Below are 25,954 nucleotides of genomic sequence, written 5' to 3' on the forward strand. Positions count from 1 at the left end.
GCGCTCTCGATCGACCTGTCGGACGTGCCTTCAGATGTTGCCGGATCCCGGCAGGAGCGAATTCACCATTCTTTGTTGGTGGTCGACGGGCAAAAACCCGAACCGGGGCGGCACTTACACGAAGAAACCCCGCTTGTCATCCCCGCAAGCCATATTTTCCGGGCCATGGAGGCGTTCGGCGCGGATTCTATCAGAGATTCCGAATGAACGCGCATCGAAAAGCGTGCGTGCGCGGACTTGCGGCCGCAAAACCGGCGGGCTATGCCGGCTTGGGGATGAGGGATGGCCATGCATATCTTCGAAATACTTCTGCTTTTCGTTGCCGGCCTGCTGTCGGGAATGGTCAACGCGATTGCCGGTGGCGGAACCTTCCTCACCTTCGGTGCCATGACCCTTGGCGGGCTGCCGCCGATCGTCGCCAATGCAACCTCGTCGATCATCCAGCTCCCTGGCTACATCACCTCGACGCTTGCCTATGCCAAGGAGATCCGCGCCGACAAAAGCCAGGCGATCAAGCTCGGCGTCATCTCGGCGATCGGCGGACTTGTCGGTGCCGTGCTGTTGATCTCGCTCTCGAACGCCTCGTTCCGCGCGCTTGTGCCATGGCTGCTGATCGCCGCGACGGCGATCTTTGCCGCCGGCCCGCTTCTGAAGCCCAAGGCCCGCATCGACGAGCATGCGATCAGTCCGGCCGGCATCGTCAGCCAGTTCGCAACCTCGATCTATGGCGGCTTCTTCGGCGCCGGCATGGGCATCATGATGCTGGCGGTACTGGGGCTTGCGACCGGCGGCGGCTATCACCGCCTGAATGCGCTGAAGAACTTCATCTCGATCGTCATTGCCGCCATCGCCATCGTCGTTTTCGCCGCCGGCGGCGTCGTGTCGTGGCTGCATGCGGCGATCATGGTGCCGGGTGCGGCGCTCGGCGGCTATCTCGGCGTCTGGGCCGCCAGGCGCGTGCCGCAGGCAGTGATCCGCGCCCTGGTGGTGGCGGTCGGATTGCTGCTCGCCGCCTACTACTTCTTCACCGGTTGAGAAAGCAGGTCCGGCCGGCGCTCACCGGTCAACCGGCGGGCCTCCGCCTCGCGCCATTTGGCGATGGCGCCGTGATTGCCTGACGTCAGCACCGCCGGGATCTCCCGGCCCTCGAACACCTGTGGCCGTGTGTAGTGCGGATGCTCGAGCAATCCGCCTTCGAAACTCTCGTGGACGCCCGAAAGCTCATTGCCCATCACGCCGGGCAGGATGCGCACGACCGCGTCGAGCAGCGTCAGCGCCGCCGGCTCGCCGCCTGAAAGAATATAGTCGCCGATCGACACTTCCTCGAGTTCGCGCCCGTCGATGACGCGCTGATCGACGCCTTCGAAGCGGCCACAGACAATCACCACGCCGGGACCGTCGGCAAGTTCGCGCACGCGCGCCTGCGTCAGCGGCCGGCCGCGCGGGCTCATCAGAAGCCGCGGGCGGTCATCGCTGCCGGAGACTGCGTCAATCGCACGGGCAAGCACGTCGGGTTTCAGCACCATGCCGGCGCCGCCGCCGGCCGGCGTGTCGTCGACGGTGCGGTGCTTGTCCTCGGCGAAATCACGGATCTGAACCGCATCGATCGACCATTGGCCGCGCTCCAGCGCCCGGCCCGAAAGCGAGGCACCGAGATGACCGGGAAACATTTCGGGATAGAGCGTGAGCACCGTTGCGCGGAAGGGCATTGCCTTGCCGCTCACTTGCGCTTGGCCGAAAACGGGCTGCCCGACTCGTCCTTGTCGTCGATGAGGCCGGCGGCCAGGGGATCGACGAGCATCTTTCCGCCTTCGAGATCGATCTCGAGGACGGACCATTCGGTAAAGGGAATGAGCACGGGGCGCTTGCCCGGGCCTTTCAACTCGAGCAGATCGCCGGCGCCGAAATCGAACACGCCGGTGACGGTGCCGTAGCTCTTGCCGCTGCCGTCAACGGCTTCGAGGCCTTCGAGGTCGGCATAGAAGAATTCGTCTTCGTCGAGATCGTCGTCCGGAAGGTTGTCCCGGTCGATGAACAGTTCAAGACCGTTGAGCGCCTCGGCGGCGTTGCGGTCGTTGACGCCACGAAAGCGCACGACGACCACGTTCTTGGCCTCGCGGATTTCCAGCACTTCGAACAGGCGTCCGTCGGCGCTGTGCAGATGGCCGTAGTCGCCGAGCGCCGTCGGGTCGTCGGTGAAGGACTTGACCCTGACCTCGCCGCGCAGGCCTTGCGCCGCGCCGATAGTCGCCATCAGAACCGGGTTTTCGAGTTTGCTCATCATCCGCATCCATTTCAGGATTTCAGGGTGCACATAACGGAAAACGGGCGGCATGGAAATGCCGCCCGTCTCCTTCATCCGTTTGACGGATCTTATTCTGCGGCAGCAGCAGCAGCGGCGTCTTCGGCCTTCTGCTTGGCTTCAGCAGCGCGTTCCTGAGCCTTCTTGCCCGGCAGACCCTTGTTCGGGTTGGCGCGAGCCGGACGCTGGGCGATACCAGCCTGGTCGAGGAAGCGCAGAACGCGGTCGGTCGGCTGGGCGCCCTGGGCGATCCAGTGGGTGATACGCTCGGCGTTCAGCTCGACGCGCTTTTCGTCGTCCTTGCCGAGCATCGGGTTCCAGGAACCGATCTTCTCGAGGAAGCGGCCGTCACGCGGGCTGCGCGCGTCGGCAACGACGATCTGGTAGTAAGGACGCTTCTTGGAACCGCCACGGGCGAGACGAATTTTCAGTGCCATTTGAGTAACTCCTTGCAGGCTTTCTTGACCGCTTCGTTCAAGCGGAATGGGTGGTGCCGACGGCGCCCGCGGACTGCGTGCGATCGGCGGCGATGGCTTCATGATGCCGGATGACTTCCTTGATGATGAAGTTCAGGAACTTCTCGGCGAAATCCGGATCCAGATTGGCATCCTTCGCCAGATGGCGGAGGCGTTCGATCTGGTATTCTTCGCGCGCCGGATCGGCCGGCGGCAGTTGGTGCTTGGCCTTGAGAACGCCCACCGCCTGGGTGCAGCGGAACCGTTCGGCCAGCATGTGAACGAGCGCGGCATCGATATTGTCGATCGACTGCCGGTAACCCGCCAATTCCTGTCTGATTTCGGGATCAATCATATCTCTAGCGATCCTCACTTCTTCTTCGGCAGGCCGGGAAGGCCGGGGAAGCCGCCAAGGCCCGGAAGCTTGGCGCCGCCGAGACCGGGAAGACCGCCGCCGCCGAGGCCCGGCATGCCGCCGGGCTTGAGACCGGCCGCTTCCGCCTGCTTCTGCAACGCTTCGAGCTGCTTGGGGTCGATGTTCGAAAGATCGGGCATGCCGCCGCCGCCAAGGCCGCCGAGGCCCATCTTGCTGGCAAGGCCGCCCATCATCTGCTTCATCATGCCGCCTTTGCCCTTGCCCATCATCTTCATCATGTCCGCCATCTGGCGGTGCATCTTCAGAAGCTTGTTGATGTCGGCAGCGTCGGTGCCGGAACCGGCGGCGATGCGCTTCTTGCGCGAATGCTTGAGCATGTCCGGGTTGGCGCGCTCGGCCTTCGTCATCGAGGAGATGATGGCGATCTGGCGACCGAACAGCTTGTCGTCGAGACCAGCGGACGCCATCTTGTCCTTCATGCCGGCCATGCCGGGCATCAGGCCCATGATGCCGCCCATGCCGCCCATCTTCTGCATCTGGCGCAACTGGTCGGCAAGGTCGTTCAGGTCGAATTTGCCCTTGGCCATCTTGGCGGCCATGGCCGCCGCCTTTTCGGCGTCGATGTTCTCGGCCGCCTTTTCGACGAGCGAGATGATGTCGCCCATGCCCAGGATGCGGTCGGCGACGCGGCGCGGATGGAACTCTTCGAGCTCGCCCATCTTTTCGCCGACGCCGATGAGCTTGATCGGCTTGCCGGTGACGGCGCGCATCGAAAGCGCTGCACCGCCGCGGCCGTCGCCGTCCATGCGGGTGAGCACAAGGCCGGTGATCCCGACGCGTTCGTCGAAGTTGCGGGCAAGGTTGACGGCGTCCTGACCGGTCAGCGCATCGGCGACCAGCAGGATTTCATGCGGATTGGACTTCCGCTTGATTTCCGCCATCTCGATCATCAGCGGTTCGTCGATATGGGTGCGGCCGGCGGTGTCGAGGATGACGATGTCGTGGCCGCCGAGCTTGGCCGCCTGCACGGCGCGCGCGGCGATATCGGTCGGCGACTGGCCGGCGATGATCGGCAGCGTGTCGACGCCGGTCTGCACGCCGAGCTGGCGAAGCTGTTCCTGGGCTGCCGGACGACGCGTGTCGAGCGAGGCCATCAGGACCTTCTTCTTGTCCCGCGTCTTCATCCGGCTGGCGATCTTGCCGGTCGTCGTCGTCTTGCCCGAGCCCTGCAGACCGACCATCATGATGACGACGGGCGCGGGCGCGTTGAGGTCGATGGTGACGCCCTCGGAGCCCAGCATGTCGACCAGCTCGTCATGGACGATCTTGACGACCATCTGCCCGGGCTTGATCGACTTCAGGATCTCGGCGCCAACCGCCTTCTCGCGAACCTTTTCGGTGAAGGAGCGCACGACGTCGAGGGCGACGTCGGCTTCGAGCAGCGCACGGCGCACCTCGCGAAGCGCAGCGGAAACATCTGCTTCCGACAATGCGCCGCGGCCGGTCAGTCCATTCAATATGGAACCAAGGCGGTCCTGGAGGCTCTCGAACATTCTCACTTCCTTCTGGTTTCCGGTGGCATGGCAACTCGCCGGAAACGTGGGTTCCTTCGCCCGAAAAACAAGGCGCAAAGCCAAAAACCACCCGAGGGCGCAACGCGCTGTCGGATGTTGACCTCCGGGCTCTCTTTATACCTTGACGGGGCCCGGTCGGTGGCTTCGAAGTCATCACTTGCGAAGGAATTCGCCGCGATAAACAGGAAAGCGGCCGAAAAGTCAAGGACTGCGGGCAAATGCGACGTCAAGGCCCTCACGGCGCCCGCAAACCAACGCTCACGGAAGTTGCGCACCCTCCGGCGCGCCAAGCGCGCTCGCCAGTTCCTCGAAGGCGCTCGCGACGCGGGTCAGGACCCTGAGCGCCACCACCACTTCGGTCTGGTTGATATCGCCGAGAACCGCGTGCAGCAGCTCGAGCTCACGCCGGTGGATGGCCGCAAACAGGTCGCGACCGGCAGCACTCGGTGCGCAGAAATAGGCGCGCCGATGCTCGGGGTTGGGCTGCTTTTCCAAGAGCCCCTTTTCCAACAGCCCGACGACGACGCGCAACACGAACTGCCGTTTCATCGACAGGCGCCTGGCCGCCTCCGGAACCGTCAACGGCTCGACGCAGAGAAGCTCGAGCACCGCCCGTTCGGCCACGGAGATGCCCGCTCCCTTAAGCATCTGTTCGATCGAGCGATGCACGTTGAGATGGATCGGCCGGACCAGCTTGATGGCCTTATAGAGACGTTCCTGTTTGTCGAAGCGAACCAGCATGCGACACGATAGCAATCCAGTTGCTGTTTTCAAGAATTTCTTAAACCTTGGCCTCTCGCCCTGTCACGACGCCGCCCGCGCCCTTATCTCATGATGCGACCGCAACTGAACATGCTCCGGGAAACGATGAATGCCGAAGGTCAATCCTTATTACCGGGGGCCTGCCTCCGATCACTTCGACGGAACGCGGTTCTTCAACCCAAACGGCCGCCAGCCGCGCGGCATGGCCGCACTCCTGCGCTGGCAGCTCGGGCGCGGCAAGGTGAAGTGGCCGGCACAGTATCCAAGCCCGTTTGAGCCGGCAAAGCCGGAGCTGAGCGTCGAGGGCGATCGCCTCAGGGTAACGATGATCGGCCATGCCAGCCTGTTGATCCAGGTGCATGGTTTCAACATTCTGACCGACCCGGTCTGGTCGCACAGGGTCAGCCCCTTCTCCTTCGTCGGTCCGGCCAGGCACAATGCGCCCGGCATCGGGATGGACGACCTGCCGCCGATCGATCTGGTGCTCGTCACCCACAATCACTACGACCACCTCGATCTCGATACGCTGGCGGCCCTCAACGAGGAGCATGCGCCGCGCATCGTGACGCCGCTCGGCAACGACACGATCATCCGCCGGTCAGCACCCGAGGCGACCCTGTCGGTTCTCGACTGGGGCGACCGGCTGCAGCTTGAAAATGGCCTGGTAATCCATGCAGAGCCCTGCCACCACTGGTCCGCGCGCGGCTCGGGCGACCGGCGCATGGCACTCTGGGCGGCCTTCGTCATCGAAACGCCCGTCGGCAAGATCTACCATATCGGCGACACCGGTTTTCACGGCGGCATCAACTATCGTGCCGTGCGCGAAAAGCACGGCGGCTTCCGCCTCGCCAACCTGCCTTTCGGCGCCTACGAACCGCGCTGGTTCATGCAGGATCATCACCAGAACCCGCAAGAGGCGGTGCAAGGCATGATCGACTGCGCCGCAGAGCACGTGGCCGGGCACCATTGGGGAACCTTTCGCCTGACCGACGAAGGCGTCGATGCGCCGGCCCGCGCACTCGAACGGGCGCTGGACGAGGCCGGCATTTCCCGTTCGCGCTTTCGGGCCATGCGACCCGGCGAAATCTTCGAAGTGCCGCCTTCGGCTCCTGCTGGCCGATGAAGCCGGCACTGGTAATTTCCGGGCTTTTCCGTCATATACAGCCCCAATGAAGAGTGGCTCCACGCTTGGGGGCCGGTTTGGACAATCGCGACATGGCCGACAACGTGCAATTTGCCAGAATGAACGGGCTTGGAAACAAGATCCTGGTCGTCGACATGCGCGGTCGGAAGGATCGGGTAACGCCGGCGGCGGCCGTCGCGCTCGCGGCAGATCCCGCCACCGCCTTCGACCAGATCATGGCGATCCACGACCCGAAGGCTGAAGGCACCGACGCCTGGATCGAGATCCTCAATTGCGACGGCTCGATGGCGCAGGCCTGCGGCAACGGCACGCGCTGCGTCGTGCAGGCGCTCGCCGCCGAGACCGGCAAGAAGACGTTCACCTTCCAGACCATCGCCGGCATCCTGAATGCCAGGGAACACGACGACGGCACGATATCGATCGATATGGGCAAGCCGGTCTTTGCCTGGGACAGGATCCCGCTTGCCGAGGAGTTTGCCGACACCAGCCGCATCGAGCTGCAGATCGGCCCGATCGACAATCCTGTCCTGCATTCGCCATCGGTCATGTCGATGGGCAATCCGCACGCGGTGTTCTGGGTCGACAAGGATCCGATGTCCTTCGATCTCGACCGTTTCGGCCCGCTGCTCGAGAACCATCCGATGTTTCCCGAGCGCGCCAACATCACGCTGGCGCAGGTGCTTTCGCCATCCTCGCTGCGCACCCGCACCTGGGAGCGCGGCGCCGGACTGACCCTTGCCTGCGGCTCGGCCGCTTGCGCGGCCGCCGTCAGCGCCGCGCGCACCGGGCGCACCGGGCGCAAGGTAACGATCGACGTCGCATCCGCCCCCCTGCCTGCCCGGCTGACCATCGAGTGGCGTGACGACGACCATGTCGTCATGACCGGACCTGCCGAATGGGAATGGTCGGGAACCGTCGATCCCGCAACCGGCACCTGGCAACGCGATGAAGCCCAACCCGGATCTGCGGGAGCGCGGGCGCTTTGAGTGGCGTCGAGGTCATAACCTTCGGCTGCCGTCTCAATACCTACGAATCCGAAGTGATGCGGGCGGAAGCCGAAAAGGCGGGGCTGAACAACGCCATCCTCGTCAACACCTGTGCCGTGACCGGCGAGGCCGTGCGCCAGGCGCGCCAGGCCATCCGCCGCGCCCGCCGCGACAACCCGCATGCCCGCATCATTGTCACCGGCTGTGCCGCCCAGACCGAGAAAGACGTCTTCGCCGGCATGGCCGAGGTCGATGCCGTGCTCGGAAACGAGGAGAAGCTGAAAAGCGCCTCCTATCGCTCGCTGCCGGATTTCGGCGTCTCGGCGGAAGAAAAGCTGCGCGTCAACGATATCATGAGCGTGCGCGCCACGGCGCCGCAGATGGTCAAGCATATCGACGGCCACGTGCGCGCCTTCATCCAGGTGCAGAACGGCTGTGACCATCGCTGCACCTTCTGCATCATCCCCTATGGCCGCGGCAATTCCCGCTCGGTGCCGATGGGAGCCGTGGTCGACCAGGCACGAAAGCTCGTCGACGGCGGCTATAGCGAAATCGTTCTCACCGGCGTCGATGCCACCAGCTACGGCGCCGACCTGCCGGGAACGCCGACGCTGGGGTTGCTGGCAAAGACGCTTTTGAAGCAGGTACCGGATATCCGCCGCCTGCGTCTCTCCTCGATCGACGGCATCGAGGCGGACCACCACCTGTTCGACCTGATCGCCGACGAAGCACGCTTCATGCCGCACCTGCACCTGTCGCTGCAGCATGGCGACGACATGATCCTGAAGCGGATGAAGCGCCGCCATTCGAGCGCCGATGCCCGCGCCTTTGCCGACCAGGTCCGGCGCCTGCGCCCGGATATCAGCCTCGGCGCCGACATGATCGCCGGCTTCCCGACGGAAACCGAGGACATGTTCGAAAACGCGGTGCGCCTTGCCGAGGATTGCGGCATCGCCCATCTGCACGTCTTTCCCTATAGCCCCCGGCCCGGCACGCCGGCCGCGCGCATGCCGCAGCTCGACCGGGCGCTCGTCAAGGATCGCGCTGCCCGCCTTCGTGCAGCCGGAGCCCGGCTCCACGCCCGCCACCTAGACGGCATGGTCGGCAGCGAGCAGACAATACTGGTTGAGAACAACGGTCTCGCCCACACCGAAAATTTCACGCTCGTCGATGCCGCAGGCCTCAAACCCCGTGCGCTTGTGCCGGTCACGATCACCGGCCACAATGGCAAGCACCTGACGATGCAGATAAAACAGATGGCTGCGGCCTGACTTATGCGGAATCCCTGAATGGCAATCGGTTTCATCAAGAAGATCTTCAACTTCGGCAAGGGCACTGTCGAGGAAGCCAAGCCGCAGGATGCCGCGCCGCAAGCTGACGCCGCAGCCCCGGTTTCCGCCGAACTGCCGGCTCCAGAGCTGGCACCACCCGCTGAGATCGCGCCGCTCGAGGTGACTGTCGACGAGCCCGTGATTGCGCAGCCGGCGACCGAAGACACATCCGAAGCACTGCTCGAGCCGCTGGCGGACGTCGAAGCCCTGCCGGTTGCCGTCGAGGACCCGATCCTGCCGGCCGAGATCGAGACCGCCGGCGGACCGGCGCCGGATGAAACGCGCCGCGACGAGACCGTGGTCCAGGATGGCGCGTCCCTGGAGCCGGAAGCAAAACCGGAACAGCTGTCGGAGACCGAGCAAGAGGCGCTGGACGCCATTGCCGCCCTTCAGGAAACCGCGCCGGAAGACACGCAGGTCGAGCCGGAAGCATTGGCCGAACAGGCGGAAATCGCGTCTGTTGAAGCTGCAGCCGTCGACGAAGCGAGCCACGCGCCGGCCGCCGATGCCGAACCCGTCGAGGACGTCGCAGCAGCAAGCGACGATACGCCCGAGACGCCGGTGGCCGAAACCGCAGCTCTGGAAGAGCCCGTCGCAGACGAGACGATCCTCGAAATGCCGGTCGCCGAAGCGGCGATTGCCGCCAGCCTTCCCAAGGGGTTTGCCAGCGCCGCTGACCGCGCGAAGGACGAGCCCGTTGCAGCGCCTGAGGCCAAGCTCAGCTGGTATCAGCGCCTGCGCCGCGGACTTGCGCGCACCTCCTCGCAGCTGACCGGCCAGATCGCCAGCCTCTTCACCAAGCGCAAGCTCGATGAGGCGACGCTGCAGGATCTGGAAGATCTGCTGATCCAGGCCGATCTCGGCGTCGAGACCGCGATGCGCATCACCGACACACTCGCCTCCGAGCGCTATGGCAAGGATGTATCCGGCGAGGACGTGTCGCGCATCATGGCCGGGGAAATCACCAAGGTCCTGTCGCCTGTCGCCAAGCCGCTGGAACTCGATCTCAGCCACAAGCCGCATGTCATCCTGGTGGTCGGCGTCAACGGCACCGGCAAGACCACGACGATCGGCAAGCTGGCCGCCAAGCTGTCGGGCGCCGGCCTCAAGGTGATGCTGGCCGCTGGCGACACCTTCCGCGCGGCCGCGATCGAACAGCTGAAGATCTGGGCCGATCGCACCAAGTCCGACATCGTGTCATCGAAGCTCGGCGCAGACGCCGCCGGTCTTGCCTATGAGGCGTTCCAGCAGGCGCGCGAAAAGAAGGCCGACGTCTTGATCATCGACACGGCCGGCCGGCTGCAGAACAAGGCCGAGTTGATGGCCGAGCTCGAAAAGATCGTGCGCGTGCTCGGCAAGCTCGACCCGGATGCGCCGCACACGGTGCTGCAGACGCTCGATGCCACCACGGGCCAGAACGCGCTGCAGCAGGTGGAGATCTTCCGCAATGTCGCCGGCGTCAGCGGCCTGATCATGACCAAGCTCGACGGCACGGCGCGCGGCGGCATCCTCGTCGCCATCTCCGCCAAGCACAAGCTGCCGGTCTATTTCATCGGCGTCGGTGAAGGCATAGACGACCTGGAACCGTTCGAGGCCAAGGATTTCGCCGAGGCGATCGCGGGCGTCGCCGCCTGACGGCAACCGCCATCCCGGAGCATGATGCACCCCGTAAATCGGTTTCGATTTACGCTATTATGCCTGGGCGTTTGCGCAAGCCGGCTGCCTTGATATGGTTTTGCCGCAAAGCTGGTGTTATGAGCGGCAGGCAGATGCGAAAACAGGATCCCCAGATGTCGTCGATCGAGGCTACCAAGCCGCAGAAGGAAGTCAGCCCGCTGTTGAAGCTGGTGCTGGAGCTCGGACCCTTGATGGTCTTCTTCTTCGCCAATTCCCGCGGCGAATGGCTGGCAGGGCATTTCCCGACGCTTGCCGAACTCGGCGGCCCGATCTTCATCGCGACCGGCCTGTTCATGGCCGCGACCGCGATCGCGCTCGTCGTGTCCTGGATGCTGACCCGCACGCTACCAATGATGCCGCTGATCTCGGGCATTGTCGTCTTCGTCTTCGGCGCCCTGACACTCTGGCTGCAGAACGACACCTTCATCAAGATGAAGCCGACGATCGTCAACACGCTGTTCGGCACCATCCTCCTGGGTGGACTTCTGTTCGGCAAGTCGCTGCTCGGCTACGTCTTCCATTCCGCCTTCAAGCTCGACGAAGACGGCTGGCGCAAGCTCACGCTGCGCTGGGGGATTTTCTTCCTGGTTCTCGCCGTGCTCAACGAGGTCATCTGGCGCTCGTTCTCCACGGATTTCTGGGTGGCCTTCAAGGTCTGGGGCACGATGCCGATCACCATCCTGTTTACACTGGCGCAGATGCCGTTGATCATGAAGCATTCGCTCGATCAGGATAACGCCAAGTGACAACCAGTCTCGACGGCAACGACAGTCGCAATCGGCATGCGCTCGCCTGGTTTGTGGCCTGTGTCGGCGTCCTCGCGATCCAGGTCATCACCCAGCACCTGATGGGCCGCGTCTGGATCTGCGACTGCGGCTACGTCAAGCTGTTCGAACCCGTCGTCAAGTCGAGCGGCAACTCGCAACACATCGCCGACTGGTACACGCCGTCGCACATCATCCACGGCTTCCTGTTCTACGGTCTTGGCCATCTGCTCCTGCGCGGCAAGCCGCTGACCGCCAAGCTGTTCCTGGCAACGGTCATCGAATCCGCCTGGGAGATTGCCGAAAATACGCCGATGGTGATCAACCGCTATCGCTCGGCAACGATCTCGCTCGACTATTTCGGCGACAGTATCTTGAATTCGACGATGGACACGCTGGCCATGGTCGCCGGCTTCATGTTTGCGGCCCGCATGCCCGTCTGGCTGACGGTGACGATCGCCATCGGCTTCGAACTCTTCACCGGCTGGCTGATCCGCGACAACCTGACCCTCAACGTGTTTATGCTGGTCTGGCCGCTGGACGCGGTCCGCGACTGGCAGGCGGGGATTTAAGGCGCGCTCCGGTCCTCCGCGACACGCGTCTACTTCTGCCGCTGCACTTTCCAAAACACCAGAGAAGCCGCGAGACCATCGCGCTTTGCCGGATACCGTCGACCAGAAGAAGCGCCCTCATTCCTGTGCTCGTCACAGGAATCCAGTAGCCGCGCGTCCGCGCGGCGGAAACTTACCGCAGGCACATTGCATAGCATGAAGAGTGATATTCTCTCGCGCCGCGGACGCGCCGTTGCTCGATCCCTGTGACAAGCACAGGGATGAGGGAGAATGCGGCGGGGGCAACGTCGGCCAGTTAACCACTCTCAACCCTCAATCGGGTCTCTCGCATGCGTAGCGCGTGCCACTTACGATCCGGCAGCGGCCTTCTCGATCGCCGGCATCAGCCCTTCCTTCACGCTTTTCTCGTCGAACGGGCCTACGCGCTTGTAGAGGATCGTGCCGTCCGTGCCGACGAGATAGGATTCAGGGATACCGTAGACGCCCCAGTCGATCGCTGCCTTGCCGCGCGGGTCGACACCAACGGCGGAAAACGGATTGCCGAGTTCGCCGAGAAAACGCAGCGCATTTTCGTTCTGGTCCTTGTAGTTGATACCGACGACGGTGAGCCGCGGATCCTTCGACAGTTCCAGGATGAAGGGATGCTCCTGCCGGCAGGGCACACACCAGGAGGCCCAGACGTTGACGAGCGTCAATTTGCCCTTGATGGCCGCATCGGTCAGCGCCGGCATCGGCTGGTCGTTGCGGGTCGCACCCTCGAGCGGCGGCATGTCGAGTTTCGGCGCCTTGGTGCCGATCAGCGCCGAGGGAATTTCGCTCACATCCTTGCCCGAGTTGAGCTGGCTCCAGAAGATGGCGGCAAGTGCAGCGAAGATCGCGAGCGGCAGAAGCGCCAGACCGACGCGCAGGAGCCCCGGCTTGCGCTCTTCGCTGCCGGGTGCAGGGGTGCTGCTCATCGTGTTTCTCCGGTTGATGCTTCCGCCGAGCGGCGGCGCACGCCCGAGGCTTCGAGTTCGCGCAGCTCGCGCTGGCGCGCCCGTCCATCTGTTATCACCCAGAGACAGAGGCCGACGACCGTCAAGGTCGCGATCCCGTAGCTGGCAAAGACATAGGCCGCATGGCTCATCATCGGGTTACACCTCCCGGCCGGCGCTGCGGGCGGCCATCCGGCGCAGCGACGTGACGCGCCGGCGCCAGATCTCGTTGCGCATGGCGGCGATATGCAGCGTGAAAAACAGAAGCGTAAACGCGATCGCCATGACGACGAGCGGGCGCAGAAATTCCGGATCGATCGTCGGGCCGTCAAGCCTCAAGACGCTGGCCGGCTGGTGCAGGGTGTTCCACCATTCGACGGAAAACTTGATGATCGGAATGTTGACGAAGCCGACCAGCACCAGGACGGCCGAGACCCGCGACGAGCGGGCCGGGTCGTCCATGGCGCGGTTGAGCGCCATCAGCCCGAGATACATGAGGAAGAGCACGAACACCGACGTCAGCCGCGCATCCCATACCCACCAGGCGCCCCACATCGGCTTGCCCCAGAGCGAGCCGGTGACGAGCGCCAGAAACGTGAAGCAGGCGCCGATCGGGGCCGCCGCGCGCGACGACACGTCGGCAATCGGGTGCCGCCAGACAAGGGTGCCAAGGGCTGCGAGCGCCATGACCGAGTAGCACATCATTGACAGCCAGGCGGCCGGCACATGCACATACATGATGCGCACCGTCTCGCCCTGCTGGTAGTCGCCTTGCGTGGTGAATGCCAGCCAAAGACCGACCACGAAGAAAAGCGCCGTCAGCGCCGAAAGCCACGGCAGGACGCGATCGGCCAGCGCCAGAAACCGCGTCGGGTTGGCGAGATCGCTGAATTTACGGACGGCAAGGCTGTTTTCGCTCATGATGGCTCTTTAACGCTTAAGCCCTGTTCTCGCAATTGATCCCCGTCAAACACGTGATCACGATCCGTTTTTCTCCCCGCCGACAGCGCCGGCATAAACACCTTCTATTCCAGAGGGTTGGTGCGATAACGGCGCGATAACGGCAGACAGTTTCTCGCCAACCGGCGTGATCCGCGTCAGTCGGACGCATGACGAAGCGCGGCCGCCGCGGCGACTGGCCCGATGACGGCGAAAAACAGGGTGATGGCCGCAAGGATCATCAGCGGCGGCAGGAACGGTGCGGGATCCTCGATCGCCGCATAGACGGCACTGACGCCGAAGATCAGCACCGGGATGGCAAGCGGCAACACCAGGATCGACACCAGCAGACCGCCGCGCGGCAGCGACACGGCAACCGCGGCACCGACCGCACCGATAAAGGTGATGGCCGGTGTTCCCACAAGCAGCGTCAGCATGGTGGCGCCGATCGCCAGCTCGTCCATGTTCATGAACAGGCCGAGCAGCGGCGCGGCGATCACCAGCGGCAGGCCGGTGGCAGCCCAATGGGCGGCGCATTTGACGAACACGGTGGCGATGAGAGGCGTTTCCTGCATCAGCATCAGATCCAGAGACCCGTCTTCGCGCTCCGCCTGGAACAGACGGTCGAGGCCGAGCAGCGAGGCGAGCAGCGCCCCGATCCACAGGATCGCCGGCCCGATCCGGGAAAGCAGGTTAAGGTCGGGGCCGACACCGAAGGGAATGACGGCGACCACCGTCATGAAGAACAGGACGCCGATCATCGCGCCGCCACCGGCGCGGATCGACAGCTTGAGATCGCGGAAAAAGAGCGCGATCATCTGCGCGATCCCGTCATCGCCCGATCGTCGGCCGTCGGTTCACGCATCATGCCACAGGCCTCCGTCGACGCCGGCAAAGCCGGTCATGCGCAATTCCTTGACGCGCCCGAGCCCGAGCGGCTGGTGCGTCGCGGCAACGACGATACCGCCCTGTTGCAGATGCGCATTGACCAAGCCCGCAAAAAGCGTGTCAGCGGCGGCATCGAGCGCAGCCGTCGGCTCGTCGAGGATCCAGATCGGCCGGTAGGCGACGAGAAGCTTGGCCATCGCCATGCGGCGCTGCTGGCCGGCCGACAGATAGCCGAAGGGCAGGTGCGTGATGCCGGGAAGGCCGACTGCTTCCGCGGCCGCGCCGATCTCCCAGCCCGCGCCACCGAACGAATCGCCCAAGAAACGCTTCCAGAAGGAAAGATTCTCCGCGACGGTCAGCTCGCGCTTCATCGCATTTCGATGGCCGAGATAGTGGCTGAGTTCCGACGGATGCTGCAATTCAGGAGGGCCGCCTTCAAGTTTGAGGTGGCCGGTTTCGGCCGTCAGCAGACCGGCAAGGACACGCAGCAAGGTCGACTTTCCAGACCCGTTGGGGCCGGTCACCAGGAGGGCTTCACCGGCATCGAGTACGAAGGAAATATCATTAAAAATCAGATCTTCGCCGCGCCGCGCACTCAGACCTTCAGCCAACAGGCGCATGAATTTCAAGCTTCCCTTCACGCTCTATGCCGCAAGGCAAAAAAAGTCCCGATTGAACCTTGGTTGGTCTGGCACGATTTGGAGAAATTATCTATATAGCGGTCAACACGCCAGCGGTCGGCGTGAATTTCATCCAAGCGCCGAACATGGAATGAATTTCCACGTGCGGACAGCGGAAATGGCCGCACCCGCATCCCAAATCGCGCTTCGCAGGCGCTCGGGCGTTCGTACGTCAGCTTTTGGCGATCAGACGGAACGGGGTATCATCCAGTGTCCAAGTCTCTAGACAGTTTTAATTGTCGCTCCACGCTCACTGTCAACGGTGTCGACTACGTCTATTACAGCCTGCCCAAGGCTGAGGCGAACGGTCTCGCCGGCGTTTCGAAACTTCCTTATTCGATGAAGGTGCTGCTCGAAAATCTGCTGCGCAACGAAGACGATCGCTCCGTCACCAGGAAGGATATCGAGAACATCGCTGCCTGGCTGAACGACAAGGGTACGGCTGAAAACGAAATCGCCTACCGCCCGGCCCGGGTCCTGATGCAGGACTTCACCGGCGTTCCCGCCGTCGTTGACCTCGCGGCCATGCGCGACGCCATGGTCTCGCTCGGTGGCGATCCGGAAAAGATCAACCCGCTGGTACCCGTCGATCTCGTCATCGACCACTCCGTCATCGTCGACGAATTCGGCACCCCGAACGCCTTTGCCCGCAACGTCGAGCTCGAATACGAGCGCAACGGCGAGCGCTACCGCTTCCTGAAGTGGGGCCAGCAGGCGTTCAAGAACTTCCGCGTCGTGCCGCCCGGCACCGGCATCTGTCATCAGGTCAATCTGGAATATCTGGGCCAGACTGTCTGGACCCGCGAAGAAGATGGCGAAATCACCGCCTACCCGGATACATGCGTCGGCACCGACAGCCACACCACGATGATCAACGGCCTGGGCGTTCTCGGCTGGGGCGTCGGCGGCATCGAGGCTGAAGCCGCCATGCTCGGCCAGCCGGTTTCCATGCTTCTGCCCGAGGTCATCGGCTTCAAGCTGACCGGCAAGCTCAAGGAAGGCGTCACCGCCACCGACCTGGTGCTGATGGTCGTGCAGATGCTGCGCAAGAAGGGCGTCGTTTCGAAGTTCGTCGAATTCTTCGGTCCGGGCCTCGACAACATGACGCTCGCCGACCGCGCCACCATCGGCAACATGGGCCCGGAATACGGCGCCACCTGCGGCTTCTTCCCGGTCGACAGCGAAACCATCAACTACCTCACCATGTCCGGCCGCGAGGAGAACCGCATCGCGCTCGTCGAAGCCTACTCCAAGGCGCAGGGCATGTGGCGCGACGGTGACGGCTCGGAGCTGGTCTTCACCGACACGCTCGAACTCGACCTCGGCCAGGTCGTACCGGCCATGGCCGGCCCGAAGCGTCCCGAGGGCCGCATCCCGCTCGAAAGCATCGCATCGGGCTTCGCGACCGCACTTGAAGGCGACTACAAGAAGCCGGGCCAGCTTTCCAACCGCTACGCCGTCGAAGGCACGGATTTCGATCTCGGCCATGGCGACGTCGCCATCGCCGCGATCACGTCCTGCACCAACACCTCGAACCCCTCGGTGCTGATCGCGGCGGGCCTTCTCGCCCGCAACGCCGTTGCCAAGGGCCTGAAGTCGAAGCCATGGGTCAAGACCTCGCTTGCACCGGGGTCGCAGGTCGTCGGCGAGTACCTGGCAAAGTCGGGCCTGCAGAAGGACCTCGACGCGCTGGGCTTCAACCTCGTCGGCTTCGGTTGCACCACCTGCATCGGCAACTCCGGTCCGCTGCCGGCACCGATCTCCAAGACGATCAACGACAAGGGCCTGATTGCCGCCGGCGTTCTCTCCGGCAACCGCAACTTCGAAGGCCGCATCTCGCCGGACGTGCAGGCGAACTACCTCGCCTCGCCGCCGCTCGTCGTCGCCTATGCGCTTGCAGGGTCCGTCCAGAAGGACCTGACGAGCGAGCCGCTCGGCGAAGACCGCGACGGCAAGCCGATCTTCCTCAAGGACATCTGGCCGACCTCCAAGGAGATCCAGGAGTTCATCTTCAAATACGTCACCCGTGAGCTCTACGCGACCAAGTACGCCGACGTGTTCAAGGGCGACGAAAACTGGCAGGCCGTTCAGGTGCCTCCAGGCCAGACCTACGCCTGGGACGACGGTTCGACCTATGTACAGAACCCGCCCTATTTCGTCGGCATGGGCAAATCCGGCTCGGGCATTTCCGACATCAAGGGCGCGCGCGTCCTCGGCCTGTTCGGCGACAAGATCACGACCGACCACATCTCCCCGGCCGGTTCGATCAAGGCGGCCTCTCCGGCCGGTGCCTACCTTATCGGTCATGGCGTCGGCGTCGCCGACTTCAACCAGTACGGCACCCGTCGTGGCAACCATGAGGTGATGATGCGCGGCACGTTCGCCAACATCCGCATCCGCAACCACATGCTCGGCCCGAACGGCAAGGAGGGTGGCTACACCATCCACTATCCTTCGAAGGAAGAGATGTCGATCTACGACGCAGCCATGCAGTACAAGGAAGAGGGCGTTCCGCTCGTCATCTTCGCCGGCGTCGAATACGGCAACGGCTCGTCGCGCGACTGGGCCGCAAAGGGCACCAACCTGCTCGGCGTCAAGGCCGTGATCGCCCAGTCCTTCGAGCGCATCCATCGCTCGAACCTGGTCGGCATGGGCGTCATCCCGTTCGTCTTCGAAGAGGGCACGACCTGGGAGACGCTTGGCCTGAAGGGCGATGAGATCGTCACGATCGAAAACCTCGCCAATGTCCAGCCGCGCGAAAAGCGCGTCGCGCGGGTCATCTATGGCGACGGCACGGTGAAGGACGTTACGCTCATCTGCCGCATCGATACGCTCGACGAAGTGACCTACGTCAACAACGGCGGCATCCTGCAGACGGTTCTGCGCGACCTCGCAGCCTGATCGCTGCGGGTACCCCAAGCATGAAAGGGCCGGGATACCAAAAGGTGTCCTGGCCCTTTCACATTCTCTTTTGGGTTGCCGCCGCTATCCTCACTCCAACGTGACTTCCCGTTGAAGCGTCGGCGTCGTATGTAATGATCTCCCCCGTGAAGTAGGCCTGTCGGCCGCCAGTGAAGTGACGCCATGACATTCGCAGACAGATATTTCCTTCGCCCTGTTGCATTGGCTTTCGGGCTTGTTGCGGCAGCGTCGGTTCCGGCGATGGCGCAGGACGGCAAGGTCATCAAGGGCGTCGTCGAACTCTTCACCAGCCAGGGCTGCTCCTCCTGCCCGCCGGCTGATGCCGCCTTGAAGAAGCTGGTGGATGACGGAGACGTGGTGGCGCTCTCCTACCACGTCGACTACTGGAATTACCTCGGCTGGAAGGACACGCTGGCCTCCAGCGACAACACCGACCGGCAATATGCCTATGCGCGCATGCTGGGTCGCAACGGCGTCTACACGCCGCAGGCGATCCTCAACGGCCGCGACCACATCAACGGCGCCAACCTGCAGGCGATCAAATCCCGCCTCGACGCCATGAAGGCAGACGGCAAGGGGCTTGCCGTTCCCGTCGATGCCAAGATCAACGGCGATGAGATCTCGATCAAGGTCGGCGCCGGTGACGGCAAGGCCAATGTCGTCGTCGTCTATTTCGACCGGGCAAGGGTCGTCGACGTCGAGAAGGGCGAAAACAGCGGCAAGAAGATTTCCTACTGGCATGCGGTGCGCGACATCCAGACCATCGGCATGTGGGACGGCAAGGCCGCGACCTTTACCCTTCCGGCGACAGTTCTGACGGAACAGCGTGGCAAGAGCGGCTGTGCGGTGCTTCTGCAGTCGATGAAGGATGCCGAAACGCCAGGCCCGATCATCGGCGCGACCGCCGTGCTCGCCGGCCCCCAGGGCAAGCTGTGAGTGCAAGCTTTAAGTGTCGGCCGGGCAAATCGTGAGCGATGAAGCGGCCTGCGCCATTGGGTCGGCTGAGGAAGAATCGGGCAACGATGCTGTTGCCACTGCGCCTATTGCGCGTCGTGGTGACGCCTGGCGCTTCAAGGGGTGGTTCGGCCCGGCAGCATCGAGGGGCTGGGGCTGAGGGTTCGAAGTTACCGGACCGAACCGGCCATGACTGCGCGCGTTGAAGGTCACGCAGCATGACGATCTGAGCGGACATACGGTGGCAACGACTCTGTCCGTCAGCGCCCGCGAGTTTTGCGGTGAATTGGGGCGCCGTTTTGACTGAAATGGGGCAGAGGCAAGAAATGCCGTTTGCGCCCACCGCCTTCGGCTGCTTCCAGCTTGCTTTTCGGCTCATGTCAGGCAAACTGTAATGGTTCTGTCACAACAGAAGGCCGGATTGCCGATGACCGATGAGCCGGATTTGCCGCGAGGCGAGGCGCGACATCAGCGCCAGGCCGCGTCCGAAGTGGTCGTTGATCTCTCGGAATACAAGAACGCCCGCGACGCCCCTCCCATCACCTTTCATCGTCGGGAACTCGATCAGATCCTATGGGTCTATGGCCGCATGGTCGGCGAAGGCGAATGGCGCGACTACGCCATCGACCACTTGAAGGATCGAGCGGTCTTCTCCGTTTTCAAGCGATCGGGCGAGATGCCGCTCTACCGCATCGAGAAAAACCCGAAGCTTTCGGCCAAGCAGGGCGCCTATAGCGTGCTCAACATCCACGGCACGATCCTGAAGCGTGGACACGAACTCGGGAAGGTGCTGAAGGTGTTCGACAAGGTGCTCAAGCTGGTGGAAACCTGAGGCACCGGGTGTCCGATCGCCAGTGCGATCCCGGCCACCCGCCACGCCCTCGTCCTTTCGGCCTGTTCGCTATTGGTTCGACGCTCAGAGCTGCGAAAGCATCCTCAACCCTGATAGAGCGTATCCGGGTAGGCGCCGTCCTTCGGATCGCTGGTCGATCCATCCCCGAGCGCAAGCTGCATGATCGCGGTGTCGAGCCAGCGCCCATGCTTGAAGCCGGTCGCCTTCATTCGTCCCTGATCTTCGAAGCCGACCGAGCGGTGGACCGCGATCGACGCAGGATGGGCGCCGCCGATGACCGCCACCATCTGGCGAAACCCGAGCGCCGTGCAGCGATCGACGAGGGCAATCAGGAGCATCTTGCCCGCGCCCTGCCCGCGTGCCGATGGTGCCAGATAGATCGAATCCTCGACGAGAAAACGATAGGCCGCACGCGTGCGGAAGGCGGAGGCATAGGCGTAGCCGACAATCGTACCGGCCGCGTCGATGGCGACGATATAGGGATATCCGTGGCTGATGATGGTGGAAAAACGTGAGGTCATCTCCGCCTCCGAAGGCGGCACGATCTCGTAGGTCGCCACGCCGTTCAGCACGGATTCGCGGTAGATTTCGGTGATGGCGGGCAGATCGGCGATCGTGGCGTCGCGTAAGGTCAGGGGCATCGGGGCGTTCTTGATGGTTTGGCTAGCCCTTCAGTCACACGGATCACGCCGCTCGATCAAGCTCTTTCCGCGCAACAAAAAAGGCGGCCGAAGCCGCCTTTTCCGTCAATCCATTCAAGCTTAGTTGTTCCGGTTGCCCATGAACTGCAGCATGAACATGAACAGGTTGATGAAGTCGAGGTAGAGCGTCAGTGCGCCCATGATCGCCTTGCGGCCTGCCACGGTGCTGTCGTCGGCATCGTAGTACATTTCCTTGATCTTCTGCGTGTCGTAGGCGGTGAGGCCTGCGAAGATCAGCACGCCGATCACCGAGATCGCGAAGCCGAGCGCCGAAGAGGCGAGGAAGATGTTGACGATCGACGCGATGATGACGCCGAACAGACCCATGATCAGGAACGAGCCCATGCCGGACAGGTCCTTCTTCGTGGTGTAGCCGTAGAGCGACAGCGCGCCGAAGGAGGCTGCGGTGACGAAGAACGTCTGCACGATGCTCTGGCCGGTGAAGACCATGAAGATCGAGGACAGGGAAACGCCCATCAGCGCCGCATAGACCCAGAACGTCATCTGCGCTGCGGAAACGCTCATGCTATTGATGCGGAAGCTCATGAAGAACACGAGACCCAGCGGTGCGAGCATGACGACCCACTTCAGGGGCGACGCATAGAGAAGCTGGGCGAATGCCGGATTGGAGACGGCAAGCGCGAATGTTCCGTAAGCTGCCAGGCCGGTGATCGCCAGGCCGAGGGCCATCAGATTGTAGACCTTCAGCATATAGCTGCGAAGGCCTTCGTCGATCACGGCACCCGCCTGAGCGCCGGCGGGCGACATTCGGGTTTGGTAGTTTCTCAGATCAGCCATTGTTTCCTCATTTAAGCCCCGGTTGAACTTACGGTGTCGGGCGGATGACCTGACCGATCGGCCATCATCCCATGCCCAGGCGCCGCTGCGGGGCTCCAGCATGCCTGTGGATAAATATGATGCCGAAAGCCCTTGCGTACAAGACCTTCGGCCCCCTGATTCGGCACAGCCTTGGCGTTTATCGCCTTGCATGACAGGGATTTACGGTTAATTTCCCCGCTCACAGCTCCCGCAGAACCGGCGCCGCCTTCTGGCCCAGCACCCGCCAGGTTCCCGCAAGCCCGATGCCGACAGTCATGACCAGCGCGATGACAACGGTCGCGATCGCGACGTCCGGCAGGAAAGTCGAGGGCAGCTTCATGATCCTGCTGACGACAAACCAGGCCGAGACCCCGCCGGCAAACAGCGCAAACACCGCCGTTGCAAGGCCAAGGATGATGTACTCGTAGCTGAAGGCGCGGATCAGCGTGGCGCGCGTGGCACCCAGCGTCTTCAACACCACTGCATCGTGGATACGTGCCCTGTTGCCGGCGGCAAGCGCACCGGCCAGCACCAGCACCGAGGCAACCAGCGCCACGGCGGCGGCAGCGCGTATCGCCGTTGCCAATTGCCCGAGCAGCGTGTTCACAATGTCGAGAGCATCCTTCACGCGCACGCTGGTGATCGTCGGATAGGCGTTCGTGACCGCCTTCAGCACCGTCGCCTCTTCCTCAGGCGTCGCACCGGGATCGATCACCGTTGCCAGCCACGCATGCGGCGCACCGGCAAATGTGTTTGGCGAGAACACCATGACGAAGTTGATCGACAGCGATTCCCATTCGACGTTGCGGAAATTGGCGATCCGGGCCGTCACGTTGCGACCGAGCACGTTGACGGTGACCTTGTCGCCGATCTTCAGGCCGAGTTCGCCCGCCTCTTCGGCCGAAAACGACACCAGCGGCTCGCCGCTGTAATCGGGCGCCCACCAGGTGCCCTCGGCCAAGGTCGAATTCTCCGGCTTGTTCTTGGCATAGGTGATGCCGCGATCGCCGCGCAGTACCCACTGGCCGCTCGGCGGCACATTGCGGGCGTTCACGTCCTCGCCGTTGAAGGCGATGATGCGACCGCGCAGCATCGGCACCTCGATGACCTTGCCATCCGGCATCGATCCTTCGAGCAGGGTGCGGAACCCCTGGATCTCGCTGCCCTGGATATCGACGAAGAAAAAGTTCGGCGCACGTTCGGCCATGCTGCCGGTGAGCTCGCGCCTGAGATTGCCGTCGATGAGCGCAAGGGTGACGAGCAGCGCGAGCCCGAGGCCGAGCGACAGCACGACGGAGGGCGTGAGCGCGCCCGGCCGATGGATGTTGCCGATCGCCAGCCGCAACGATGGCGAACTGACGCGCGGGCTGCGGCGCGCAAGCCAGGAAATCAGCAGCGAGACGCCGCGCAGCACGACGAAGGCAAAGGCGATCGCGCCGAGGAAGACGAGCGAAATATAGCGGTCATAGGCGGTGAAGATCGCAAGACCCGCGAGCGCACCAAGGCAGGCAAGCGCGCCGACGAGATAGGGCCAGGCCGGAAAGCCGGCGGGATCGAAGCCCTGCTGGCGAAAGAGCGCCGTTGCCGGGATGCCACGTGCGCGTCCGAGCGGCAGGATGGCAAAGGCAAGCGCCGTCAGCACGCCGAAGAGCGCGGCAATGCCGAGCGCGCCGGGATAGACCCGGAACTCCGTCGATATCGGCAGGAGATCGGCCAGAAACTGCGCCGCGACAAAGGGGATAAGCGCACCGAGAAAAAGCCCGATCGCGATGCCGATCAGCGCGATCAGCAGGATCTGTGCCAGATAGATCATCGCGACAAGCGAGGCGGGTGCGCCGAGGCATTTGAATGTGGCGATGACGCTGCGCTTCTGGTCGAGATAGGCGCGCACCGCGTTGGCGACGCCGACACCGCCGACAATCAGGGCGGTCAAGCCCACAAGCGTCAGGAATTGCGAGAAGCGGGTGATGTTGGCCGTCAGCGACGGCGCGGCGTTGGAGCTGGTGCGGATCGACCAGCCGGCGGCCGGAAAGCGTTTCTCGGCATCGCTGCGAACAGCGGCAACCTGCGCGGGATCGCCGAGTTTCACCTTGTAGCCGTGCTCGACAAGGCTTCCCGTCTGGACGAGACCCGAGGCGTCGAGGGCTTCGGCCGAAACCATGAGCCGCGGCGCAAAGCCGAAGCCGTCGGAAAGCGCATCCGGCTCACGCACGATCGTGCCCGAAATCCGGATGCGGGCATTGCCGAGCAGGATTTCATCGCCGACGGAAATGCCGAGACGGTCGAGCAAAAGGGGTGCCGCCACTGCGCCAAATCCGTCGCCCTGCCGCGCCAGAAGATCGCCAAGCGGCTGGTCTGGCTGGCTCTCGAGCGTGCCATAGAGCGGATAGGCCGCATCGACGGCCTTCAACTCGACCAGCGCCTGGTTTGAGCCGTCGGGCAAGCGGGCCATCGAACGCAGCCCGGCCGAAACAGAAACCGGACCGAGCCCGTCGAGGAACGCCCGCTCCTCGCTGGTCGCTACGCGATTGTTGAGCTCGAAGCGGATGTCGCCGGCAAGCAGCGCCTGCCCCTGCGAGGCGATCGTCGCCGTAATCGACTGCGACAGCGAGTTGACACCGGCGATCGCCGCCGTCCCGAGCGCGATGCAGGCGAGGAAGATGTAGAAGCCCTTGAGGCCGCCGCGCATTTCGCGCAGCGCCAGCCTGAGGGCAAGCAGGGGACGCAAACGGATGGAGGATGCGTCGCTCATGCGGATGCCGCTTCCGGGCGTTGCATTTCGACGGCCGCTTCGGGCGCGCCGCTGGACACGATCTCGCCCGAGCGGACGCGCACCTGCCGCGAGCACCGGGCGGCGAGCGCCGCGTCGTGGGTCACCAGCACAAGTGTCATGCCACGGTCACGCTGTTCGGCGAAAAGCAGGTCGGCGATCTGCCGGCCGGTTTCTGCGTCGAGATTGCCGGTCGGCTCGTCGGCGATCAGCAGTTTCGGCGATGGCGCCAGAGCGCGGGCAATCGCCACGCGCTGCTGTTCGCCGCCGGAAAGCTGGCCGGGATAATGGCTGAGCCGCTCGCCGAGTCCGACGGCGACAAGCTCCTTGCGGGCGATCTCGAAGGCGCCGGGAACATTGGCGAGCTCGAGTGGCACGGCGACGTTTTCGAGCGCCGTCATGTTGGGGATGAGATGGAAGGACTGGAAGACGATGCCGATGTTGCGTCCGCGGAAATCGGCCACCCGATCCTCGCTCAGCCGATGCAGCGGCGTGCCGTCGATGACGATCTCGCCGCGATCGAGCCGTTCCAGCCCGGCAAGCACCATCAGCAGCGTAGACTTGCCCGATCCGGACGGGCCGACGATACCGACGGACTGTCCGGCGTCGATGGTCAGGCTCATGCCTTTCAGCACATGCACCGAGGCTGCGGCCTCGCCAAGGGTGAGGTCAGCATTTTTGAGCTCGATGATGGTACTGGCCAAGCGAAATAACCCTATATGAAACGGAAAGAGAAAAAGAAAACGGCTCCCGCGATTTAGGAACAGACCCATGGCATTAAAAGGTTTTCAACGGTTTTTCTTGGGGCTCGCAATGACAATTGCGTTATCGGCACCGGCAAGCGCCGAAACGATCAGCCTCGTCGGCTTCGGCGACAGCCTGATGGCGGGCTACCAGCTGCCACCCGAGGATGCCTTCCCGGCCCGGCTCGAAAAGGCGCTGAAGGACAACGGCTTCGAGGTGACGGTCGCCAATGCCGGCGTTTCCGGCGACACCAGTTCCGGCGGCCTTGCCCGCATCGACTGGTCGATCCCCGACGGCACGAAGGGCGTCATTCTCGAGCTTGGCGCCAACGACGCGCTGCGCGGCATCCCGCCGGAAGAAACGCGCAAGAACATCGAGGCGATGATCACGCGGCTGAAGGAGCGCGGCATCGGCGTGCTGCTCGTCGGCATGATGGCGCCGCCGAACATGGGCGCCGACTATGCCGCCCGCTTCAACCCGATCTTTCCGGAACTCGCCGCAAAATACGGGCTGGAGCTCTACCCGTTCTTCCTCGACGGCGTGGTCACCGAGGCCGCCCTCAAGCTCGAGGACGGCATGCATCCGAACGGCGATGGCGTCGGCGTCATGGTCAAGAAGGCGCAGCCGGCGGTCGAACGTTTCATTGCAACATTGGCAAAGGCGGAGTGAACAAATCATCCACAGTTAAGAGAGTGTTAATATTCGCAAGCGTCAAATAGTAGTTGCCTGCAGATCGGATGCGTGATTCGCTGAGACATCTGCAAGAG

Annotated in this window: 26 protein-coding genes; 11 read left to right on the forward strand and 15 right to left on the reverse strand. The window is 63.4% G+C overall.

Annotated elements, in window-relative coordinates:
- Window positions 1-288 precede the first annotated feature (288 nt).
- On the forward strand, window positions 289-1,035 hold the full coding sequence (locus tag RTP54_RS20010) for a sulfite exporter TauE/SafE family protein (protein ID WP_112815072.1): 747 nt from the start codon (window positions 289-291) through the stop codon (window positions 1,033-1,035).
- Here RTP54_RS20010 and trmD read toward each other — a convergent pair.
- From trmD to RTP54_RS20040, 6 genes are all read right to left on the reverse strand, one after another.
- Window positions 1,017-1,709 (reverse strand): tRNA (guanosine(37)-N1)-methyltransferase TrmD, encoded by a 693-nt coding sequence (trmD, locus tag RTP54_RS20015; RefSeq protein WP_312365372.1) that lies wholly within the window; start codon window positions 1,707-1,709, stop codon window positions 1,017-1,019. The two genes, RTP54_RS20010 and trmD, sit on opposite strands and share 19 nt — an antisense overlap.
- 11 nt (window positions 1,710-1,720) lie before the next feature.
- Window positions 1,721-2,281 (reverse strand): ribosome maturation factor RimM, encoded by a 561-nt coding sequence (gene rimM, locus RTP54_RS20020; protein WP_112806749.1) that lies wholly within the window; start codon window positions 2,279-2,281, stop codon window positions 1,721-1,723.
- 92 nt (window positions 2,282-2,373) lie between these two features.
- The gene (rpsP, locus tag RTP54_RS20025; protein WP_112806563.1) at window positions 2,374-2,739 is read right to left on the reverse strand and encodes a 30S ribosomal protein S16; all 366 of its coding nucleotides are present in this window, start codon (window positions 2,737-2,739) and stop codon (window positions 2,374-2,376) included.
- 37 nt (window positions 2,740-2,776) lie between these two features.
- Window positions 2,777-3,112 (reverse strand): chorismate mutase, encoded by a 336-nt coding sequence (locus tag RTP54_RS20030; protein WP_112806565.1) that lies wholly within the window; start codon window positions 3,110-3,112, stop codon window positions 2,777-2,779.
- A 14-nt stretch (window positions 3,113-3,126) separates the two neighbouring features.
- On the reverse strand, window positions 3,127-4,686 hold the full coding sequence (gene ffh, locus RTP54_RS20035; protein WP_112806567.1) for a signal recognition particle protein: 1,560 nt from the start codon (window positions 4,684-4,686) through the stop codon (window positions 3,127-3,129).
- Window positions 4,687-4,965: 279 nt separating this feature from the next.
- Window positions 4,966-5,448 carry a MarR family winged helix-turn-helix transcriptional regulator gene (locus tag RTP54_RS20040; protein ID WP_112806569.1) on the reverse strand — a complete coding sequence of 161 codons (483 nt, stop codon included), beginning with the start codon at window positions 5,446-5,448 and terminating at the stop codon, window positions 4,966-4,968.
- A 130-nt stretch (window positions 5,449-5,578) separates the two neighbouring features.
- On the opposite strand from RTP54_RS20040, the gene RTP54_RS20045 reads away from it, so the two are divergent.
- The 6 genes from RTP54_RS20045 to RTP54_RS20070 all read left to right on the forward strand — a co-directional run bounded on the left by RTP54_RS20045 (window position 5,579) and on the right by RTP54_RS20070 (window position 11,943).
- The gene (locus tag RTP54_RS20045) at window positions 5,579-6,592 is read left to right on the forward strand and encodes an MBL fold metallo-hydrolase (protein WP_312365379.1); all 1,014 of its coding nucleotides are present in this window, start codon (window positions 5,579-5,581) and stop codon (window positions 6,590-6,592) included.
- Window positions 6,593-6,684: 92 nt separating this feature from the next.
- A complete protein-coding gene (gene dapF, locus RTP54_RS20050) occupies window positions 6,685-7,599 on the forward strand; it encodes a diaminopimelate epimerase (protein ID WP_312365381.1) in 915 nt (304 codons plus the stop codon).
- Window positions 7,596-8,870, forward strand: a complete 1,275-nt coding sequence (gene mtaB, locus RTP54_RS20055) for a tRNA (N(6)-L-threonylcarbamoyladenosine(37)-C(2))-methylthiotransferase MtaB (RefSeq protein WP_312365383.1) — start codon at window positions 7,596-7,598, stop codon at window positions 8,868-8,870. The genes dapF and mtaB overlap by 4 nt, the downstream gene beginning before the upstream one ends.
- Window positions 8,871-8,888: 18 nt before the next feature.
- The gene (gene ftsY / locus RTP54_RS20060; RefSeq protein WP_312365385.1) at window positions 8,889-10,565 is read left to right on the forward strand and encodes a signal recognition particle-docking protein FtsY; all 1,677 of its coding nucleotides are present in this window, start codon (window positions 8,889-8,891) and stop codon (window positions 10,563-10,565) included.
- 155 nt (window positions 10,566-10,720) lie between these two features.
- Complete coding sequence (locus RTP54_RS20065) at window positions 10,721-11,353, forward strand: septation protein A (protein ID WP_112806753.1); 633 nt, start codon at window positions 10,721-10,723, stop codon at window positions 11,351-11,353.
- Window positions 11,350-11,943, forward strand: a complete 594-nt coding sequence (locus tag RTP54_RS20070; protein WP_112814974.1) for a DUF2585 domain-containing protein — start codon at window positions 11,350-11,352, stop codon at window positions 11,941-11,943. Before RTP54_RS20065 ends, RTP54_RS20070 begins: the two co-directional genes overlap by 4 nt.
- A gap of 347 nt (window positions 11,944-12,290) precedes the next feature.
- Here RTP54_RS20070 and RTP54_RS20075 read toward each other — a convergent pair whose 3' ends face one another.
- The 5 genes from RTP54_RS20075 to ccmA all read right to left on the reverse strand — a co-directional run bounded on the left by RTP54_RS20075 (window position 12,291) and on the right by ccmA (window position 15,364).
- Window positions 12,291-12,899, reverse strand: coding sequence for a DsbE family thiol:disulfide interchange protein (locus RTP54_RS20075; protein ID WP_112806579.1), 609 nt, complete (start codon window positions 12,897-12,899; stop codon window positions 12,291-12,293).
- Complete coding sequence (gene ccmD, locus RTP54_RS20080; RefSeq protein ID WP_162703292.1) at window positions 12,896-13,072, reverse strand: heme exporter protein CcmD; 177 nt, start codon at window positions 13,070-13,072, stop codon at window positions 12,896-12,898. Before ccmD ends, RTP54_RS20075 begins: the two co-directional genes overlap by 4 nt.
- A 4-nt stretch (window positions 13,073-13,076) precedes the next feature.
- Complete coding sequence (locus tag RTP54_RS20085; protein WP_112806580.1) at window positions 13,077-13,838, reverse strand: heme ABC transporter permease; 762 nt, start codon at window positions 13,836-13,838, stop codon at window positions 13,077-13,079.
- A gap of 176 nt (window positions 13,839-14,014) precedes the next feature.
- A complete protein-coding gene (gene ccmB / locus RTP54_RS20090) occupies window positions 14,015-14,674 on the reverse strand; it encodes a heme exporter protein CcmB (protein ID WP_312365393.1) in 660 nt (219 codons plus the stop codon).
- A 39-nt stretch (window positions 14,675-14,713) separates the two neighbouring features.
- Complete coding sequence (gene ccmA, locus RTP54_RS20095) at window positions 14,714-15,364, reverse strand: heme ABC exporter ATP-binding protein CcmA (protein WP_312365395.1); 651 nt, start codon at window positions 15,362-15,364, stop codon at window positions 14,714-14,716.
- Between the two features lie 270 nt (window positions 15,365-15,634).
- Between ccmA and acnA the strand changes: the two genes are divergently transcribed.
- The 3 genes from acnA to RTP54_RS20110 all read left to right on the forward strand — a co-directional run bounded on the left by acnA (window position 15,635) and on the right by RTP54_RS20110 (window position 20,132).
- Window positions 15,635-18,325, forward strand: coding sequence for an aconitate hydratase AcnA (acnA, locus tag RTP54_RS20100; RefSeq protein ID WP_312365397.1), 2,691 nt, complete (start codon window positions 15,635-15,637; stop codon window positions 18,323-18,325).
- Window positions 18,326-18,508: 183 nt separating this feature from the next.
- A complete protein-coding gene (locus RTP54_RS20105) occupies window positions 18,509-19,282 on the forward strand; it encodes a DUF1223 domain-containing protein (protein ID WP_112806588.1) in 774 nt (257 codons plus the stop codon).
- 445 nt (window positions 19,283-19,727) lie between these two features.
- Window positions 19,728-20,132, forward strand: a complete 405-nt coding sequence (locus RTP54_RS20110; protein ID WP_162703300.1) for a DUF2794 domain-containing protein — start codon at window positions 19,728-19,730, stop codon at window positions 20,130-20,132.
- Between the two features lie 104 nt (window positions 20,133-20,236).
- Here the strand turns inward: RTP54_RS20110 and RTP54_RS20115 are convergent, their stop codons facing one another.
- The 4 genes from RTP54_RS20115 to RTP54_RS20130 all read right to left on the reverse strand — a co-directional run bounded on the left by RTP54_RS20115 (window position 20,237) and on the right by RTP54_RS20130 (window position 25,147).
- A complete protein-coding gene (locus RTP54_RS20115) occupies window positions 20,237-20,794 on the reverse strand; it encodes an N-acetyltransferase family protein (protein WP_312365399.1) in 558 nt (185 codons plus the stop codon).
- 120 nt (window positions 20,795-20,914) lie between these two features.
- A complete protein-coding gene (locus RTP54_RS20120) occupies window positions 20,915-21,652 on the reverse strand; it encodes a Bax inhibitor-1 family protein (protein ID WP_112806591.1) in 738 nt (245 codons plus the stop codon).
- Window positions 21,653-21,872: 220 nt separating this feature from the next.
- On the reverse strand, window positions 21,873-24,425 hold the full coding sequence (locus RTP54_RS20125; RefSeq protein WP_312365400.1) for an ABC transporter permease: 2,553 nt from the start codon (window positions 24,423-24,425) through the stop codon (window positions 21,873-21,875).
- Complete coding sequence (locus RTP54_RS20130) at window positions 24,422-25,147, reverse strand: ABC transporter ATP-binding protein (RefSeq protein ID WP_112806758.1); 726 nt, start codon at window positions 25,145-25,147, stop codon at window positions 24,422-24,424. The genes RTP54_RS20125 and RTP54_RS20130 overlap by 4 nt, the downstream gene beginning before the upstream one ends.
- A gap of 67 nt (window positions 25,148-25,214) precedes the next feature.
- On the opposite strand from RTP54_RS20130, the gene RTP54_RS20135 reads away from it, so the two are divergent.
- Complete coding sequence (locus RTP54_RS20135; protein ID WP_112806595.1) at window positions 25,215-25,856, forward strand: arylesterase; 642 nt, start codon at window positions 25,215-25,217, stop codon at window positions 25,854-25,856.
- The last annotated feature ends 98 nt before the right edge of the window (window positions 25,857-25,954 follow it).

This window comes from Ensifer sp. (genome assembly GCF_031989085.1).
Taxonomy (GTDB): Bacteria; Pseudomonadota; Alphaproteobacteria; order Rhizobiales; family Rhizobiaceae; genus Ensifer.